Origin of the sequence: Bacillus sp. R45, assembly GCF_021729365.1 — a bacterium.
In the GTDB taxonomy this organism is placed as follows: Bacteria; Bacillota; Bacilli; order Bacillales; family Bacillaceae; genus Bacillus; species Bacillus velezensis.
Genome location: NZ_CP091421.1, coordinates 3,376,091 through 3,393,652 on the forward strand (window position 1 = coordinate 3,376,091; position 17,562 = coordinate 3,393,652).

General features: G+C 45.5%; 18 protein-coding genes. 1 reads left to right on the forward strand and 17 read right to left on the reverse strand.

What is annotated here, in order from left to right:
- Positions 1-36: 36 nt before the first annotated feature.
- The 3 genes from L3V45_RS16710 to ctpB form a co-directional block, all read right to left on the reverse strand.
- Positions 37-1,227, reverse strand: coding sequence for a cell division topological determinant MinJ (locus tag L3V45_RS16710; protein ID WP_039063710.1), 1,191 nt, complete (start codon positions 1,225-1,227; stop codon positions 37-39).
- 74 nt (positions 1,228-1,301) lie between these two features.
- Positions 1,302-1,655, reverse strand: coding sequence for a swarming motility protein SwrAA (swrA, locus tag L3V45_RS16715; protein ID WP_014305920.1), 354 nt, complete (start codon positions 1,653-1,655; stop codon positions 1,302-1,304).
- A gap of 372 nt (positions 1,656-2,027) precedes the next feature.
- Positions 2,028-3,389, reverse strand: coding sequence for a carboxy-terminal processing protease CtpB (ctpB, locus tag L3V45_RS16720; protein WP_370880548.1), 1,362 nt, complete (start codon positions 3,387-3,389; stop codon positions 2,028-2,030).
- A 206-nt stretch (positions 3,390-3,595) separates the two neighbouring features.
- Between ctpB and L3V45_RS16725 the strand changes: the two genes are divergently transcribed.
- Positions 3,596-5,002 (forward strand): right-handed parallel beta-helix repeat-containing protein, encoded by a 1,407-nt coding sequence (locus tag L3V45_RS16725; protein WP_060387190.1) that lies wholly within the window; start codon positions 3,596-3,598, stop codon positions 5,000-5,002.
- A 44-nt stretch (positions 5,003-5,046) separates the two neighbouring features.
- Here L3V45_RS16725 and ftsX read toward each other — a convergent pair whose 3' ends face one another.
- The 14 genes from ftsX to fliW all read right to left on the reverse strand — a co-directional run bounded on the left by ftsX (position 5,047) and on the right by fliW (position 17,562).
- The gene (ftsX, locus tag L3V45_RS16730; RefSeq protein ID WP_003151419.1) at positions 5,047-5,937 is read right to left on the reverse strand and encodes a permease-like cell division protein FtsX; all 891 of its coding nucleotides are present in this window, start codon (positions 5,935-5,937) and stop codon (positions 5,047-5,049) included.
- Positions 5,930-6,616: a cell division ATP-binding protein FtsE gene (gene ftsE / locus L3V45_RS16735; protein WP_003151418.1), complete on the reverse strand. Its 687-nt coding sequence runs from the start codon at positions 6,614-6,616 to the stop codon at positions 5,930-5,932. Before ftsE ends, ftsX begins: the two co-directional genes overlap by 8 nt.
- Positions 6,617-6,834: 218 nt before the next feature.
- Entirely contained in the window at positions 6,835-7,176 is a 342-nt protein-coding gene (gene cccB / locus L3V45_RS16740) for a cytochrome c551 (protein ID WP_025853534.1), read from the reverse strand.
- A 35-nt stretch (positions 7,177-7,211) separates the two neighbouring features.
- Entirely contained in the window at positions 7,212-8,060 is an 849-nt protein-coding gene (locus L3V45_RS16745; protein ID WP_025853535.1) for a YitT family protein, read from the reverse strand.
- Between the two features lie 169 nt (positions 8,061-8,229).
- Positions 8,230-9,331 (reverse strand): peptide chain release factor 2 gene (gene prfB / locus L3V45_RS16750; protein ID WP_096034905.1). Its coding sequence is split into 2 segments (ribosomal slippage): positions 8,230-9,258 and positions 9,260-9,331, totalling 1,101 coding nucleotides; the frame shifts between segments, so codons are not numbered across the junction.
- Positions 9,332-9,405: 74 nt separating this feature from the next.
- The gene (secA, locus tag L3V45_RS16755) at positions 9,406-11,931 is read right to left on the reverse strand and encodes a preprotein translocase subunit SecA (RefSeq protein ID WP_003151414.1); all 2,526 of its coding nucleotides are present in this window, start codon (positions 11,929-11,931) and stop codon (positions 9,406-9,408) included.
- Between the two features lie 166 nt (positions 11,932-12,097).
- Entirely contained in the window at positions 12,098-12,664 is a 567-nt protein-coding gene (gene hpf / locus L3V45_RS16760) for a ribosome hibernation-promoting factor, HPF/YfiA family (protein ID WP_003151413.1), read from the reverse strand.
- 194 nt (positions 12,665-12,858) lie between these two features.
- A complete protein-coding gene (locus L3V45_RS16765) occupies positions 12,859-13,236 on the reverse strand; it encodes a DUF8042 domain-containing protein (RefSeq protein WP_003151412.1) in 378 nt (125 codons plus the stop codon).
- 9 nt (positions 13,237-13,245) lie between these two features.
- Positions 13,246-13,590, reverse strand: a complete 345-nt coding sequence (gene fliT, locus L3V45_RS16770; RefSeq protein ID WP_015387633.1) for a flagella biosynthesis regulatory protein FliT — start codon at positions 13,588-13,590, stop codon at positions 13,246-13,248.
- Positions 13,590-13,991 carry a flagellar export chaperone FliS gene (gene fliS / locus L3V45_RS16775; RefSeq protein WP_003151407.1) on the reverse strand — a complete coding sequence of 134 codons (402 nt, stop codon included), beginning with the start codon at positions 13,989-13,991 and terminating at the stop codon, positions 13,590-13,592. Before fliS ends, fliT begins: the two co-directional genes overlap by 1 nt.
- A 19-nt stretch (positions 13,992-14,010) precedes the next feature.
- The gene (locus L3V45_RS16780; RefSeq protein ID WP_015387632.1) at positions 14,011-15,531 is read right to left on the reverse strand and encodes a flagellar hook-associated protein 2; all 1,521 of its coding nucleotides are present in this window, start codon (positions 15,529-15,531) and stop codon (positions 14,011-14,013) included.
- Between the two features lie 250 nt (positions 15,532-15,781).
- Positions 15,782-16,768, reverse strand: a complete 987-nt coding sequence (locus tag L3V45_RS16785) for a flagellin N-terminal helical domain-containing protein (RefSeq protein WP_007407474.1) — start codon at positions 16,766-16,768, stop codon at positions 15,782-15,784.
- Positions 16,769-16,912: 144 nt separating this feature from the next.
- Complete coding sequence (csrA, locus tag L3V45_RS16790; protein ID WP_003151402.1) at positions 16,913-17,137, reverse strand: carbon storage regulator CsrA; 225 nt, start codon at positions 17,135-17,137, stop codon at positions 16,913-16,915.
- Positions 17,131-17,562: a flagellar assembly protein FliW gene (gene fliW / locus L3V45_RS16795; RefSeq protein ID WP_003151399.1), complete on the reverse strand. Its 432-nt coding sequence runs from the start codon at positions 17,560-17,562 to the stop codon at positions 17,131-17,133. The genes csrA and fliW overlap by 7 nt, the downstream gene beginning before the upstream one ends.

Below are 17,562 nucleotides of genomic sequence, written 5' to 3' on the forward strand. Positions count from 1 at the left end.
GCCCGGCCGCCGTGTTGTTAGCGGCACCGGGCTCTTTTATAATGCTGTCATTTCTTCGTGCTCGTGTTCATCCTGCACGAATAAAATACCTAATTCATGATGTTCGCCTTCATAGGACGCGCGCTGATCAAAACGGATCTCACCGTTCAGGCCGATGATCTCCATTTTTACAAATGCGCGGTTTTTTTGAAGTGCTTCATAAAAATCCGATACATGTTTCACGGGGATGCCGTTTACTTTCGTAATAATCTCACCGATCTTCAGCTCAAGATCGTCCGCGGGTGTATTCGGAATGATGCCGAGCACCATTAAGCCCTGATCCCGCTTAGAGAAATAAAACGGAGCCGCGTTATCGTTCAGCCGCTGTCTTAATGATAAAAACAGGCGTCCGAGCACCGCAATACAAGCGGCAGCTCCGGCAAGCGGAGTCCACCAAAGGGCAGCTGCTCCGAATGCGGTCACGATAACCCCGAGAATCATGACGCGTTTCGCCGTTATCCTTATGCTGACTTCCGGAAGTGACCCCTGCACACGCTGTCCGAAGCCGGCGATATAAGGAATCCAGATTAAATGGAAAGAGCCGCCCGGCACGGTAAAGACAGGCCACCAAGAAAGGTGTGACTCCAGCCCGCTGCCCGGCACCAATAAGAAAAGCGGAAGCAGCCATGCGCGATTCGCCAATTGTCGGCCGATAGGCAGGCCTCTGCTGCTGACGACAAGCGCCGGAGATGTTTTCAGATGCGCTGAACGGCAGGCAGCCGCTCCCTCCGTGATAATCAAAAGGCCCATAAACACGGCCGCCGATGCCCAATTCACGCCGAATGCCTGCGGAAACCGATCCGCAAACGGCACTGTGTGGGTATACTGAAGGATAAACGCAATGAACATGCCGGCGCTGACAATATAAGCTGAGGACAGCCAATTCATACGGAACGTCAGCGAAGCCAAAGCCGTCACGGCCGCGATTATGCCGAGAAGACCGAATGGAATCGAAATTCCCAGTCCAAAAAATAATATGGAGAGAAGAATACCCGGTATAAGTCCTTTTATGTATGTAAAGATAAGCTCGTCATACATATCCGCGATCTTTGTATGAAACGTATGGCGTTCACGTTTGATCCGCAAATATCCGCATGCGAGACTTATGATGATAAAAAACCAGAACATCGGGTGCAAAAAAAACAGACCGATACTTTTCAGAAGTTCAATTCCCCATTGAACAGACACTGCTTTCACCGCCTCAAGCCAAACATTTTAATTCTATTCTACCAAATAATCATTGGCTTGAATATCTCAAACGTCTATCTCTCTTCCGTCATCCACAGCGTTACATTTGAGAGAGAGAAATCTTTCAGATAGTGGTCAACCTCCACCTCGATCACGCCGCTGATCAGAAGCATGGACCGCTTAATATCCGTCAGATTGATTCCTAAACGTTTATGGTTTTTCATTAAGTAAGTGAAATAATGCTTCGCACACTCTTCATTGATTTCGTGAACGCATTCAACATTTGTGTAATTGACCAGGTATCTGCTGAACAGCATAAGAAGACTTAGTGCTTTTGTTGATGAAAATGTGACGTCTTTTGTTCTGTCTTTTAGTTGTTCCACTAATTCATAATATTTTTTTTCACGCACAATACTTGCCCTCTTCAATTGTGAACCCCCATTTTTTTATCCAGATAAGCACGGGTGATTACAGCTGCCGTGCTGAAGCGCCGCAAACACTTCTGCTTTCGATACTGAAATGCAGCTGCCAAACTAAAACTGTTCTCTATTAGAACCTTCTTTTATTGTAAGAACTAAAACTGACTGAGGCAACTTTCAAAAGTTTCATTTTGAATACATATTAAATCGGCATAAAGTCTCTCTTCTCTATAAATATCGGGTAATGTTTGTCCTTTATAAATGTTTAAATGTGAAAATTTTTTTAATATCTTGTCAAAACCGTCATAATTATATGTCTTTTGGTTCACTTTTTATGAATGACAAAAGAAACAGGAGACGCAAAAAACGCCTCCTTTTCATTTATTTTACAAATAATGATTTTAACGCCATTTGCAGCTGCAAATCATTTTTTTCGTCAGATTTCTTTTCATTCATCAGCTGATTCATTTTTTCCGCTGTCTTTTTATCAATGACCGCTGTTTTATCAAGCTTGTACCGGTCTTGAAACGCCAGAACGGCTTTTTTCATTGTTTTGCTGAAATAGCCGTCCGCTCTGCCCGGGTCGAAGCCTAGGCCTTTCAGCAGGATTTGGGCGTGCTTGACATCCGCGCTGTTCATATCAGGCTGAAGCGGCTGTTTCAGCTGAAGCGGTCCCGCCGCAAAATAATCCGGCTGGCTCACAGCGATTGTCGGAGCAATGCCTTTTTTGTGAATCCAATTGCCCTTCGGTGTCAGCCATTTGTAAAGCGTCAATTTAATGTTGCTCCCGTCTCCCATAGGCACGGCCTGCTGAACCGTTCCTTTACCGAAAGAAGTGTCGCCGACAACGTCATAATGTCCCGCTTCTTTTAACGCGCCCGCAAGAATTTCTGAAGCGGAGGCGCTTCCTTTATCTGTTATAACATTGACGGGATACGGCTTCTTATGTTTTAAGGTTGAGAAATATTGTTTTTTATCGCCGTTACGCTCCGCAATTTGGATATACGGCATGTCTTTTGTGATGAAATGCTTTAAAATTTGTTCGACGCTTTGAAGGTAGCCGCCGGGATTCCCCCTTACATCAAGGACGAGACCGTCAATCCCTTGTTTTTCAAGCTTTTTCAGCGCCGCGGCGAAGTCCTCGGCGGTATGCTCGGAAAATGTCGATATGCCGATGTAGCCGACATGATGACCGCCTGATTCTTTGCGGGAAGCAAATACGGTTTCAAGCGGGATTTCCGCTCTTTTAATCCGGAATGACAGCTGTTTTTCAGTACCCGGACGCTGTATTTTAATAGAAACCTTCGATCCTTTTTTTCCTCTGATTTTCAGCACGGCTTCGTTTAAATCTTTCCCGTTCATTGACACGCCGTTTATACTGATGATTTCATCATTCGGCTTGAGGCCCGCTTTTTCTGCCGGAGATTGCTTAAACGGTGATACGATAATGATTTTATTGTCTTTCATACCGACTTCAGCTCCGATCCCTTCGAAAGAAGAATCAAGAGAATCGGAAAATTGCTTAGCGGTCTGCTTGTCCATATAAACGGAATAAGGGTCGTTTAATGTAGACAGCATCCCCTGAATCGCTCCTTCAAGAAGCTTTTCTTTATCTACATTTTCCACGTATTCGTTCGAGATCAGCTCATATGCTTTTTCGATTTTTTCCATTGCCCGGGTTCTTTCTGCGTCTGATGAATTCGGCTGTGCCGCCCCGGCAATATGGGCTCCGCCGCACATCATGCTTAGGGCCGCTATCACTGCGATCATTTTCTGCTTCATCGTTTACCTCCTCTTAGTCCTTTTACGAAAACCTGGAGATAGTATGTGTAAATTGCAAAGAATTCATGTAACGGCAACAAAAAAATGAAAATGCGAGATTGTTTCATATATATGGGTAACGTATAATATTTTGTATGCAATTCATTAAATATACAGGAGAATGCGATATGAAAATAAAATTATCGATTTTATCCGCGGCGGTTCTGGCCGCAGGCATTACCGCCTTTGTCTGGCCAAAAACAGAGGCCAATGAGAAAGCGCAGACGGACGCCTTGTATGTTTCTCCCGCAGGCAGCGACCAAAATGAAGGAACGAAAGAAAAGCCGTTCCGCACATTAAAACATGCGGCTGAAAAGGCAGAGGCCGGGACAACCGTATTGATTCGGGAAGGGACATATGATGAAACGTTTGAAGTAAAGCACAGCGGCACGGCCGAAAAGCCGATTACATTTCGGAACTATCAGAATGAGCATGTCTCAATCAGCGGCAAATCTGCGCCAAAAAGCGATTCTGAAACTCCGTTAATCCAAATCCGCAATAAACAGTACATTACCATTCACGGCGTTACGCTTGAGAATCTCTCCGTATCATCAGAAGATGCGACGGCCATGGGGATCTGCGTCACCGGATCAAGCAGTCATATCAACATTGACGGCAACCATATCCGGAACATTAAAACCACGGCTGATGAAGGAAATGCACACGGCATCGCATTTTACGGCACAGGTGCCATGAAGGATGTCAGCATTACAAATAATACGGTTGAAAAACTGACGCTCGGCGCAAGCGAAGCGGTCGTGCTGAACGGGAATGTCGACGGATTTAAGATTGCCGGCAATACCATCCGGGACAATAACAATATCGGGATTGACGTGATCGGATACGAAGGAACGTCCAAGCAAAACGACTATGCGCGAAACGGCGTCATTGAAAACAATACGGTGAGCCATAACTCTTCTTACGGAAATCCCGCTTACGGAGATGAATATTCAGCGGGCGGTATTTACGTTGACGGCGCAGAACATGTGGACATTAAGAAAAACACCGTTTACAACAATGACCTTGGGATTGAAGCCACCTCTGAGCATAAAGGGAAATACGCACGAGATATCCGGATTACGGATAACAAGGTGTACGGCAATGCATACACCGGTATTTCAATCGGAGGCTATGACACGAAACGCGGCGGCACCATCAATTCGGTGATCGCTCACAACATCATGTACCGAAATGACACGAAGGACCTTGACGGCGGCCAGCTGCTCCTGCAGTACGGCACAAAAGGGAACACGATCGAAAAAAACATCATGACGGCAAGCGATTCACGGATTTTTATCGCAAATGATTTTACGAAAAACGAAGAAAATACCGTTAATCATAACGTCTATCACAAAGAAGCGGGAAAAGACGGCATCTGGAATTGGAAGAACAGAGAATATGATTCATTCACAGCGTACCGAAAAGGAACGGCAAACGATTCGGATTCCATTTATGCGGACCCGATGTACCGTGACGAATCGTCTTATGACTTTACATTAAAGCCCGGATCACCGGCCCTGCCCGTCATTCAGTAACGAAACCATTAAAAAAAGCCAGTCTGTATCAGACTGGCTTTTTTTTATACACGAAGGAATTTCCGGATGGAAGTCAGACTTCCCCATACTCCGATCACCGCGCCGATCAGAATGAGCACAAGTGATACTTGAAACACAAACGGACTGTACGGCAGAAGTGAAACAAATGATCCCTGAACTTTCGGGGCCACCCAAGCGACCATCGACTGGTACGTACTCAGTACGAGAGCGATCGGTATGACAGAACCGAATACCCCCAGCAGCAGTCCTTCCAGGAAGAACGGCCAGCGGATAAACCAGTTTGTCGCGCCGACAAGCTTCATGATTTCAATCTCTTTTCTTCTGGCGAAAATCGTGATTTTAATCGTATTCGAAATTAAGAACATCGCCGTGAACAGAAGGCCGATGATTAACGCAATCCCGATGTTGCGTGACACCCCGACGATCTTAAACAGACGGCTGACTTCTTCTTTCCCGTATGTTACTTTATACACATGATCAAGCTTCTCAATTTTTTTCGCGACTTTCGGCGTATCATGCGGATCTGTCGTTTTGACGATAAACGCGTTGTTCAGCGGGTTTTCCTGATCTTGCATTTTCATGGCCTTTCCGCTGTCGCCGAAGCTTTTGACCAATTGATCAAGCTCTTTATCTTTAGATGAAAACTCTACGCTTTGGATTCCTGAGATGTCTTTAATCTCACTCTGCAGCGTATCCTGCGTTTTCTTATTTGACGTCAGATCGATTAATACTTTAATTTCCACTTCTTTTTCAGCATTTTTAGCCATGTTGTTTAAATTCAGCATAATGACTAAAAACACGCCGACCAAAATCAATGTAACGGTAACGGCACTGATGGATGCAAATGTCATCCACGTGTTTCTTCCGAGAGATTTAAAACTCTCACGCAAATGGCGCCCGAGAATTTTAATCATAAGAACCATACTCCCCTCTTGACTCATCACGCACAATAATTCCGTCTTCGATCGCGATGACCCGTTTCTTCATGGTGTTTACTATTTCTTTATTGTGTGTCGCCATCACGACGGTCGTTCCGCGGTTATTAATCTCTTCCAGCGTCTTCATCACTTCCCATGATGTTACCGGATCAAGGTTGCCCGTCGGTTCGTCAGCTATCACGACGTCAGGATTGTTGACGATGGATCTTGCGATGGAAACACGCTGCTGTTCTCCTCCGGAAAGCTGGTCGGGAAACTGCCGCGCTTTATGCTTCAGCTGCACAAGATCGAGCACTTCGAGCACGCGTTTTTTAATGACCGACTGCTGCTCTCCGATAACCTCAAGCGCAAACGCTACGTTTTCAAATACCGTCAATTTCGGAAGGAGTTTGAAATCCTGGAAAACAACACCTATTTTACGCCGCACGAAAGGAATCTCTTTTTCTTTCACAGCCGCGAGATCTTTATGATTAATCAATATTTGCCCTTTTGTCGGTTTTTCTTCTCTGTAAATCATTTTAATAAAAGTAGATTTACCGGCTCCGCTCGGTCCTACGACATATACAAATTCCCCGGGATGAATCATGACTGACAGCCCGTTAATCGCTTTTACACCGTTCGGATAGGATTTATATACTTCTTTCATCTCTATCATGAAATCACCTAATCTTTTATTTATGTCTTGCAGCCATAGAGTTCGCAAACATACAGCGGTTTATGGCCGATTCGTCAGGAAACAGATGAAAAATCTGAAAGTTCCTTTTCCTCAGTACACTTCATTATACGTCAAATTTAGACATATTACTATTACAGTTTCTTTTCATTCCCAGACCGAGAAAAAACCTTGCCCCTATAACAGGCAAGGTTTTTCTGTTATTTTTTCTGTGACAGCCATTTTGCGATCTTCGCGGCTTCCTCATCATTTACAAGATGGCTCGGCATATTGCCGCGTCCGTTTTTAATGATGCTTTCAATTTTAGTTTCATCATACTTCCCGCCGACTTCCTGTAAATTCGGACCTCCGCCGCCTTCTAAGTCTTTACCGTGACAGCCGATACAGCTTTGCTGATAAAGCTCTTCACCCGCTGACGCAGATGCTTTTGATCCGCCTGAGCTGTCAGAGCTTTCTTTTTTCGATTCATTGGATCCGCCGCATGCCGCCAGCAGGACGGACATGGTCAGAACCAGCGCCAGCAGCGCCCATTTTGATTTCATATATAAGATGCACCCCTTCGCTATTATAACCTCGTTTACGCGCGTTTGAAACCCTCGCCGAGCACCTCGCTTGCGTCTGCGACAATGACAAAGGCTGACTCATCAATTTGTTTGACGATTTGTTTCAGTTTTGTGAATTCGGTCTGACCGACGACACACATTAAGATCGGCCGGTCATGTTCCGTATACCCGCCGACTGCGGAAATCTTCGTCACACCCCTGTCGATTTCTTTAAACACAGCTGATCTGACGGCTTCTTCATGCTGCGTAATGATTAAAGCCATTTTGGAGCGGTTGAACCCGACCTGCACGACATCAATCGTTTTGCTTGAAATAAATACCCCGAGCATCGCATACAGTCCCTGCTCCACTCCGAAAACGAGCATCGCGCTCAGCACAATTAATCCGTCCATGATGGCAAGGCACGTTCCCAGCGACAGCCCCGTGTATTTGTGAATGATCTGCGCCGCCAGAGCCGTTCCCCCCGTGGAGCCTTTGCCGAGATACACGATGCCGATTCCCGTTCCGATCCCGACACCTCCGAAAATCGCCGCCAGCAGTTCATGGGTCGTCGCGGGAGGCAGATCTCTTGTTAATAAGACGGCAAGCGGCAGAACGATGGAACCGACCAGTGTCTTCATTCCGAACTTCCCGCCGAGAATGATCACTCCGGCGATAAACAAAGGGATGTTAATAATCCACTGCACGTAAGCCGGTTCAAAACCAAACGTTTCTAAAATGGTGCTGATCCCGCTTACTCCTCCCGCTGCTATACGGTTCGGCAGCAAAAATACGTTAAACACGACCCCCGTAATCGCCGCGCCGATCATGATATATATGTAATCTTTGATCAGACGGAGCGGCTTATTGTGATTCACATCCATGCAAAATCCTCCGTTCTCCGATTTTCTCTCGATAGCATTTTAAGTCTTCCCGGCTTAGAAGTAAATAACAGCCAAATACCGTATTAATTTGCTAAAGCGCTGTTGTGAAAAATGGAAAAAGAGAACGGATAAAAAAACACACCTTGCCAAAGGCAGGTGTGTTCCCGGATTACGACAGTTTAGAACGTAAATAGGCGTCAATGAAGATATCGATATCTCCGTCCATAACCGCCTGCACGTTCCCCATTTCCGTATTGGTGCGGTGGTCTTTCACCATGGAGTACGGATGGAAGACGTACGAGCGGATTTGGCTGCCCCAGCCGATTTCTTTCTGTTCGCCGCGGATTTCGTCAAGCTCCGCCTGCTGTTCTTCAATTCTGCGCTGATACAGCTTCGCTTTGAGCATTTTCATCGCCCGGTCGCGGTTTTTGATTTGGGAGCGTTCCGTCTGGCATGTGACGACTACATTTGTCGGCAGGTGGGTGATCCGAACGGCTGAATCAGTCGTATTGACGTGCTGTCCGCCGGCACCGCTCGCCCGGTACGTATCAACTTTAATATCTTCGGTACGAATATCAATGTCGATTTCTTCATTGAATTCAGGCATGACTTCACATGACACGAATGACGTGTGACGGCGGCCTGATGAATCAAATGGAGAAATCCGCACGAGGCGGTGTACGCCTTTTTCCGCTTTTAAATAGCCGTATGCATTGTGGCCTTTAATAAGCAGTGTGACTGACTTAATTCCTGCTTCATCTCCCGGGAGATAATCAAGCGTTTCAACTTTGAAGCCGCGTCTTTCCGCCCAGCGGGTATACATTCTGAGCAGCATGGAACCCCAGTCCTGGGATTCCGTACCGCCGGCGCCCGGGTGAAGTTCTAAAATCGCGTTATTTTTGTCATATGGTTCACTGAGCAGCAGCTGAAGCTCAAATTCATTCAATTCCTTCGTTAATGACTTCAGCTCTTTTTCAAGCTCTTGCTGAAGGTCCTGGTCAGGTTCTTCTTTTAAAAGATCATGTGTCATTTGCAGCTCTTCGTGAGACTCGCTCAGCTGATGATAGGAGTTCACGTATTCCTTCAGACCGTTCGCTTCGTTGATGACGGTTTGGGCCTTCTGCTGGTCATTCCAGAATTCCGGTTCCGCCATCTTTTCATCTAATTCTGCAATGCGGGCTTCCTTTGATTCGAGGTCAAAGAGACCCCCTGAAGTCCGCTAAACGAGAAGCCATATTTTCGAGCTCTGCCCTGATTTCTGATAATTCCATTCCATTCACCTCATTAAAAGATCCGGGGCGCCATAAGACGCAGACCCGGTCATGTTCGCTTCATACAGTCGAGACTATTCTGTCCGGCCGCAGCAATTTTTATATTTTTTTCCGCTTCCGCAATGGCAAGGCGCGTTGCGTCCGATATCCACAACTTTGCGGACCGGCGCTTTTTTCGCTTGTTTGGCCTCATCGCCGTCCTGCGGCTGATGAGCCGTCGTTTGGCCCTGAACAACTTCTTCGCGTTCCAGATTGCTTTCAATCTCGGCCTTCATGACGAATTTCGCAACTTCGTCCTCAATGGACTCAATCATGTGCTCAAACATTGCGAAGCCTTCCATTTGATATTCACGCAGCGGATTTGTCTGCGCATAAGCGCGAAGGTGAATCCCTTGACGCAGCTGATCCATCGCATCAATATGATCCATCCATTTTGAATCAACGGCACGCAATACGATGACTTTTTCAAATTCACGCATCTGCTCTGTACCGAAATTCTCTTCTTTTTCATTATATTTTGTCATGATGCGGTCCATGATCATCTCATGCATTTCATCCGGTTCTTTTCCGAAGATATCGCTCTTTTCAAGCGCGCCTTCATCAAGATACGTTGAATTCACCAGCTCCACGAGGCCGTCAAGATTCCATTCTTCCGGAAGCTCCTCTTTCGGCGTATAAGCGGCAATCGCACGCTCCAGAGAAGACTTGATCATGCCTTCCACAATGTCGCGCAGGTTTTCAGAGTCAATGACTTCAAAACGCTGCTTGTAAATGACTTCGCGCTGCTGACGGAGCACGTCGTCATATTGAAGAAGCTGTTTACGTGAATCGAAGTTGTTTCCTTCGACACGTTTTTGAGATGATTCCACGGCGCGTGACACCATTTTGCTCTGAATCGGCGTGGAGTCATCCATACCGAACCGGTCAAGCATCGCCATCGTCCGTTCAGCTCCGAAACGGCGCATCAATTCATCTTCCATTGAAAGATAAAATTGTGTGATGCCCGGGTCTCCCTGACGTCCTGAACGTCCGCGGAGCTGATTGTCAATCCGGCGGGATTCGTGGCGTTCCGTACCGACGACCGCAAGACCGCCAAGCTCTTTTACGCCTTCGCCGAGTTTAATGTCGGTTCCGCGTCCCGCCATGTTGGTCGCAATCGTGACAGCGCCTTTTTGTCCCGCTTCTTCAATAATCTGAGCTTCACGCTCATGGTTTTTGGCATTCAGCACCTGGTGCGGAATCCCTTTATTCTTCAGAAGTTTAGAAATCAATTCAGACGTTTCAACGGCAACCGTACCGACAAGAACCGGCTGTCCGGTCATGTAGCGCTGGGCGACATCCTCCGCCACCGCCTTGAATTTCCCTTCCATTGAGCGGTAGATCAAGTCCGGACGGTCGTCACGGATGACCGGCTGGTTAGTCGGGATGGATACAACCTGCATGTTATAAATATTGCGGAATTCTTCCTCTTCCGTTTTTGCGGTACCGGTCATACCGGCCAGCTTTTCGTACATACGGAAATAGTTTTGGAACGTAATCGTCGCCAATGTCATGCTTTCATTTTGAATCTCCAGGCCCTCTTTCGCCTCAATCGCCTGGTGAAGACCTTCGCTGTAGCGGCGTCCTTTCATCAGACGGCCGGTGAAGGAATCAACGATGACGACCTGGCCGTCCTCAACAACATAATCCACGTCTTTCTGCATCGCCGCATGGGCTTTTAAAGCCTGGTTGATATGGTGGTTCAAGGCCACGTTTTTGACGTCAAACAGGTTGTCGATGCCGAACGTTTTTTCAGCCTTCGTCATTCCTTCTTCCGTCAGCTGAACGCCTTTCGTTTTGACGTCATACGTATAATCCTGATCTTTCTTGAGCGTGCGGACAAACGCATTTGCCTGCACGTACAGTTTTGTGGACTTCTGAGCTTGTCCGGAAATAATCAATGGCGTTCTCGCTTCATCGACTAAAATTGAATCGACTTCATCAATAACGGCAAAATGAAGCGGGCGCTGCACCATTTGTTCTTTATAGAGCACCATGTTGTCACGCAAATAATCAAAGCCGAGTTCATTGTTCGTTGAATACGTGATATCAGCTGCGTAAGCTTCGCGTTTTTCGTCTTTTGACATTGAATTCAGGTTCAGGCCGACTGTAAGCCCGAGAAACGCAAAGATTTCTCCCATTTGCTGGGCATCACGGCTTGCCAGATATTCGTTGACCGTTACGACGTGAACGCCTTTTCCCGTCAAGGCATTTAAATACACGGGAAGCGTAGACGTCAGCGTTTTCCCTTCCCCTGTTTTCATTTCGGAAATGTTCCCCTCATGAAGGGCGATGCCCCCCATCAGCTGCACTTTAAACGGGAACATGCCGGTTACGCGGCGGGAAGCTTCACGAACGACGGCAAACGCTTCGACAAGAAGGTCATCCGTCGTTTCTCCTTTTTCAAGCCGCTCTTTAAATTCCGCCGTTTTATTTTTAAGCGCCTCGTCAGAAAGATTTTCATAATCTCCTCTTACGGCATCAATGTCATTTGCTATTTTTTCGTATTTGTTCAGCGCACGTTTGGTCGGATCAAACATTTTATTTAAAATCCCAAGCATCTATAACGCTCCTCTATGTTCACATGCAGATTTTGCATGGAATAAATGATAATTTTCTGTCCATGTATACCTCTCATTATCATAACATACCTTTTGCTATTTCCAAAGAATTTGCAGATAAAGATAGAGAAAAACCTTCCGCGCGTTCACGGAAGGCTGGGTGGGTTTATTCAGTCGGTTCAATTAAACCGTATTTGCCGTCATTTCTGCGGTAAACGACATTTGTGAGATTCGTCTCCGCGTTGGTGAATACGAAGAAATTATGTCCGAGCATATTCATTTGGAGAATCGCTTCTTCATTATCCATCGGTTTTAAATTAAAACGCTTTTGACGGACAATTTCCGGGCTGTCATCTTCAATTTCGTCCTGAACCGCTACGCCCGTATCAGCAGCGCTGCCGTTCTCGAAATAATGTTTCGGAAGACCCTGCTCGCGGAATTTTCGGTTGACTTTTGTTTTATGCTTTCGGATTTGACGTTCCAGCTTGTTTGTTGCGAGATCAATTGCATTGTACATATCCTCGTTATGCACTTCAGAACGAAGCGCCAGATCAGTCATCGGAATGGTGACTTCAACTTTGGATTCCTTATCGTTATAGAATTTTAAGTTGACGTTCACATCGGCATTGACGCTCTGCTCGAAATATCGTTCCAGCTTGCCGATTTTTCTCTCCACATGATCCTTTAACGCAGGTGTAACCTCAATGTTTTCTCCTCTGATATTGTAGTTCATCAAAGAACGCCTCCCTTTATCTAAGGATATGTAACTATTTCTCTTTTACCCCTTCTGATCCCTGCTGAAACGTTAAAATAATGTGTAAATTCGGTGAACGATGACGAATGGTGTCGGTTTTATCCGGCAGCTTCCGGCAGGATTATAAGTATATGCAAAGGACGCAGGCAAAAGACCTGCCGCTTGCAGCAGGTCTAGTGAAGAACATACGGTTTGATGCAGTCGTGCGTCTGCTCCATCCATAGCTTATAATGCGGCAGAAAGATGGTTTTTAAAAACTCCTGAAAAGGGGCGGACGGGAAATCATAATCATTTAACATGCTGAAATCCTGAAAGATCTCGTCAAATGAGCGGATCGCCGTCTCCACGCATCGGCACTCAATGATAGACAGCAGAAGCGCATGAGAAGAATCGAGATGAAAAAAAGCCTGAATCAAATCGTTGTAAATCCGCTCGCCCTCCGTCTTAAAAAAATCGTCCTGCGTGTCCAACAGGTAGCAAAGCCCCTCATCAATCGTAAAAAGAAGCTGGTAATAGGCTGACACCAAATGGTAATCGTTCAAACTTCTCAAAACACTCACCTATTTGCGTTTGTCGTAATAACGGCCGTCACTTGTCGTTTGCTGATACGGATTGAAATACGTATTATGGTAGATTCGTTTTTTCTTAAGCGTTTTTATTTCATTTCGGATACCATCCTGAATCCGTTTCACTTCGCCGGTAATCAGACGGTCCATCGCGGCCACCTGCCGAAGCAGCGTTTTTTCTTCTTCGGAAAAAGGCGGCTTTATGCCCGCAAGCATCTCCTCCCTTTTCTCCGTAAATGCCGTAACGCTGCTGATGAGACCGTCGCTTTCCGGGGCGTCCTTCAGTGCGGCGTACATGTTCTTCGTTTCGTTATACAAAGAAAAGACATTGCTGTTCATCAGGCAAGGCCGCCCGCGCCATGGCTGTTTTTCCGTTCACTCTGCATGGCCTGCTTCCACGTGTCGCGAAATTCAGTAACGAGCTTTTCCGCTTCATCTAAAAACTCTCCGTTATTCTGCACGTTCGCGTCGATCAGCCGGCGGCGGATGTAATCATAAATGGATGACATCTGCTCGGAAATCTCAATCTCCCGGTTTAACGTGATGCTGAGCTCTTGAATGATGTTTTGCGCCTTTACGATATTTTCATTTTTGGCTTCAAGGTTGTTTTGCTTCATCGCCTGCCTTGCCAGCTTAATGAATCGCAGGCAGCCGTTATAAAGCATAAGGGTCAGCTCTTCCGGAGCGGCTGTAAAGACGGATGTCTGCTGGTAAGCAGCAAAAGGATTATTTATTGCCATTTTTATAAAACCCCCAAGGTTATGAAGTTGAAGATCCTAACATTGACGTGAGATATGAAGATTGGCTGTTCAATTTCTCCAATGCCGTATCCAGTGCGCTGAACTTTTTATAATATCTCGTCTCGATGTCATCCAGCTTCGTTTTCATATTGGAAATATTTGTTTCTATTTCATCCAGGCTTTTTCCGATGGCAAAGCTGGTTGATACCGAGCTTTCCGTACCCGCCTGTTTTGAAATTTGAATCTGCATTTTGTTTAATGTGTCTTTTAATCTCCGGGCAATCCCCTGTTCCTCCGGGTTTTTGGTTTTCGCTGTATCAGGGCTGTCTGCATTAAACAGTTTAGCCACGAGAGCAGGATTCTCGGTAATTTTCTGTTTCAGTTTCGCTTCGTCTTTAATGACAAGCTTTCCTTGATCCGTATAACTATCAGACGTCTCAATTCCGAAATCGGCAAGCTGATATTTTTTCCCGTCAATCGTAACCGTTGAGTACAGATCAAGCCGCATCTCCGCCAAACCGTTCTGCAGCGTGCTGTCGCTCCGTAATAAACCGCTTTTGGCTTTTGCCTCCCACTGCTCAATCTGCTTATCGGTCATTGCTTCTCTTTGTTCATCGGTTAGCGGCTTATAATCACGGTATTTTGATTCTGTCACCTTCTCATTTGCGCTTTTAATTAACGTATTGTATTTATCAACGAAATCTTTAATGTTGTTAAAAATGCCGTCCGTATCAGTCGTGCTGTTAATCGTAACCGTTTTGTTGCTGTCCGTCACGCTGTTCAGCGTGTATTTGATGCCGTTGATCGTAAAGTTATTTGACGTTTTTGTCATTTCAAGCCCGTTGAACGTAAACTTCGCGTTTTTCCCTTCGGCATTGGCCGTCAGTTCATTTGTTGCATCATCAACGGCAAAACCGAGCTGATCTTTCAGAAAGCTTTTGGTCGCGTCATCACCTGCTGAAAGGGTAAACCCTTCCCCCGTTTTATTGGAAGTGAACGCAATCGTGTCCACATAATCCGAGCCGTTAGAGATTTTCTCTTTTAAAGCCGTCACTCCGAGACCCGAGCTGTTCAGTTTAGAAATGACATCGTCAATCGTATCGGTTGCGGCGATCGTGACGTTTACCTCAGTCGGCTTCGTTTCCCCCGGATTTGTGACATTGAATTTCAATGTTTGGCTTTGACCCGAAGTGAAATTGATGGCCCCTGAGGATTTATAAGTCGTCGGCGTAGCCAGCTGCTGTACAGACATGCTCGTTGAAATATTCTGTTCGGCACTGACGGCCACCGCGCTGACACTGGAATCCGAACTTGTTACTGTTTTTTTATTCCAGTTTGTGGACATCAGCATATTATTAAATGTAGTAGAATACATGTCGGCAATCTGGGTATTCATTTCCCGATAAGCATCGCGCTTCCATTCAAGCGTCTGCTTTTGCTGGTTTAATTTATTAAGCGGCTGCTTTTCGGCATCCATCATTTTTTTCACCAGAGAATCTACATCAAGACCGGAATTAAGGCCTGTGATTCTTGTGACCATATGTACCCTCTCCTTTTCGGCGTTTAGTCGTAGACGGCTCTATGACAACAGTGAGTTTCCGACTGTTTATCATATCACAGCTCCATAAATGTATGATCTTATTCTTATATCGGTCATATTAAAAGGTTTTCAATAATTTAACTGCAAAATATAATGTTTCATTTTGTCAATAGGGTTCTTTGGCTTGCTGAAGGAGGAGTTAGCTGAAGAAATAAAAAAAAGACCCTGGAGAACCAGGATCTTTCCGTCATTAACCTTTAAGCAATTGAAGAACTTGCTGAGGCTGTTGGTTAGCTTGCGCAAGCATAGCTTGAGAAGCCTGAGTAAGGATGTTGTTTTTCGTGTACTCCATCATCTCAGAAGCCATGTCTACGTCACGGATACGTGATTCAGCAGAAGTCAGGTTCTCAGAAGAAGTACCAAGGTTGTTGATTGTGTGCTCTAAACGGTTTTGAACCGCACCAAGTTTAGCGCGCTCGCTAGATACTGTGTCGATAGCTGTTTTGATTGTTGTAAGAGCTGAAGACGCAGCTTTAGCTGAAGAAGAGATGTCGATACCTTTTGTTACTTTAGAATCTGCAGCTAATTTTTCAGATGCAATAACTTTACCGCCAGCATCGTAATAACCAGCCGGTTTGTTTGTAGCATCGTCTGCATCCGCCCAAGTAGCAGTGCTTCCGTCAGTTGCTGTAAGTGTATTTTGATCACCAGATACAGTATAAGTCGTACCAACTTTCAGGCTTTCAGAGTCCATTTTATTGATAGACAGGCTCATTGTTTGGCCTTCGTTAGCTCCGATTTGGAACGTCAGGTTTTGCGCAGTTCCGTCAAGAAGTTTCTTCGTGTTGAACTCAGTGTCAGTAGAGATTCTTGTTACTTCAGACGCTAATTGGTCCATCTCTTTTTGAAGCTCAGAACGGTCAGAATCTGTGTTTGTATCGTTAGCTGCTTGTGTAGCAAGCTCGCTCATACGCTGAAGAATGCTGTGAGTTTCGTTCAATGCACCCTCAGATGTTTGGATAAGAGAGATTCCGTCTTGAGCGTTTTTAGACGCCATGTCTAAACCGCGGATTTGAGAACGCATTTTTTCAGAGATCGCAAGACCCGCAGCGTCATCACCAGCGCGGTTGATGCGAAGACCTGAAGATAATTTTTCCATGTTTTTTGCAGCAGAGTTTGAACCTGCATTCAGCTGACGGCTAGTGTTAAGAGCCGCGATATTGTGGTTGATTCTCATTTTGTATTTCCTCCCTGAATTGTTTTTCGCACGTCCTTGTGCATTTGCGCAGCGTCATTTCTGAAGAAAATTTTTCCTCTCATTGGCTACAATATATATATCGGACGGCCGCTTCCATTGTTTATATTGAAAATAAAAAAATCCTCACTTTTTTTGTGAGGATAAGTTAAGTAATAAATCAGTATTAAAAGATACGGCTCTGTTGTTCTCTTCCAGGATCGACAAGTAGATTTCTTTCCGGTGAATATCTACGTGCTGAGGCGCTTCAATTCCCAGCTTCACTTGTTCTCCTTCGATAGCGATCACCTTTATTTCAATATCCGGCCCGATCTGAATGGACTCATTCACTTTTCTTGAGAGAACTAGCATGATCCTCCTCCTATCAGATGTTTTGTTTCATAGGAAGCATCATGTAAAATGATTTGTTTCGCCTTCATTTCCTTTTTATTGACGATAATCGGCGCTTTTAAATTGGCGGTCGTGTTTTCAAAAGGCTCTTCCAGCGTTAAAATCGCCATCACTTCGACGTCCTCTATATCTTCAATATGCAAAAGCTCAAGCGTCGCTTGGTCAATGTCAAATTCGTACCCTTTAAAGAAAATAAACGGACTGGCGACAATAAAGGCGATGTGCTCCTGTTTCACAGACTGCAGCGCCAAAAACGGTGAATCTTCCGACAAAGGAAGAACAACAAATTGAGTCTCGTCATTAAATCCCGGCAGGCCGTTTTCAAATGAGATAATCTGCCCTTCATCTATTCTGATTTCTCCGTGATATTTTGTTTTAATTATCAT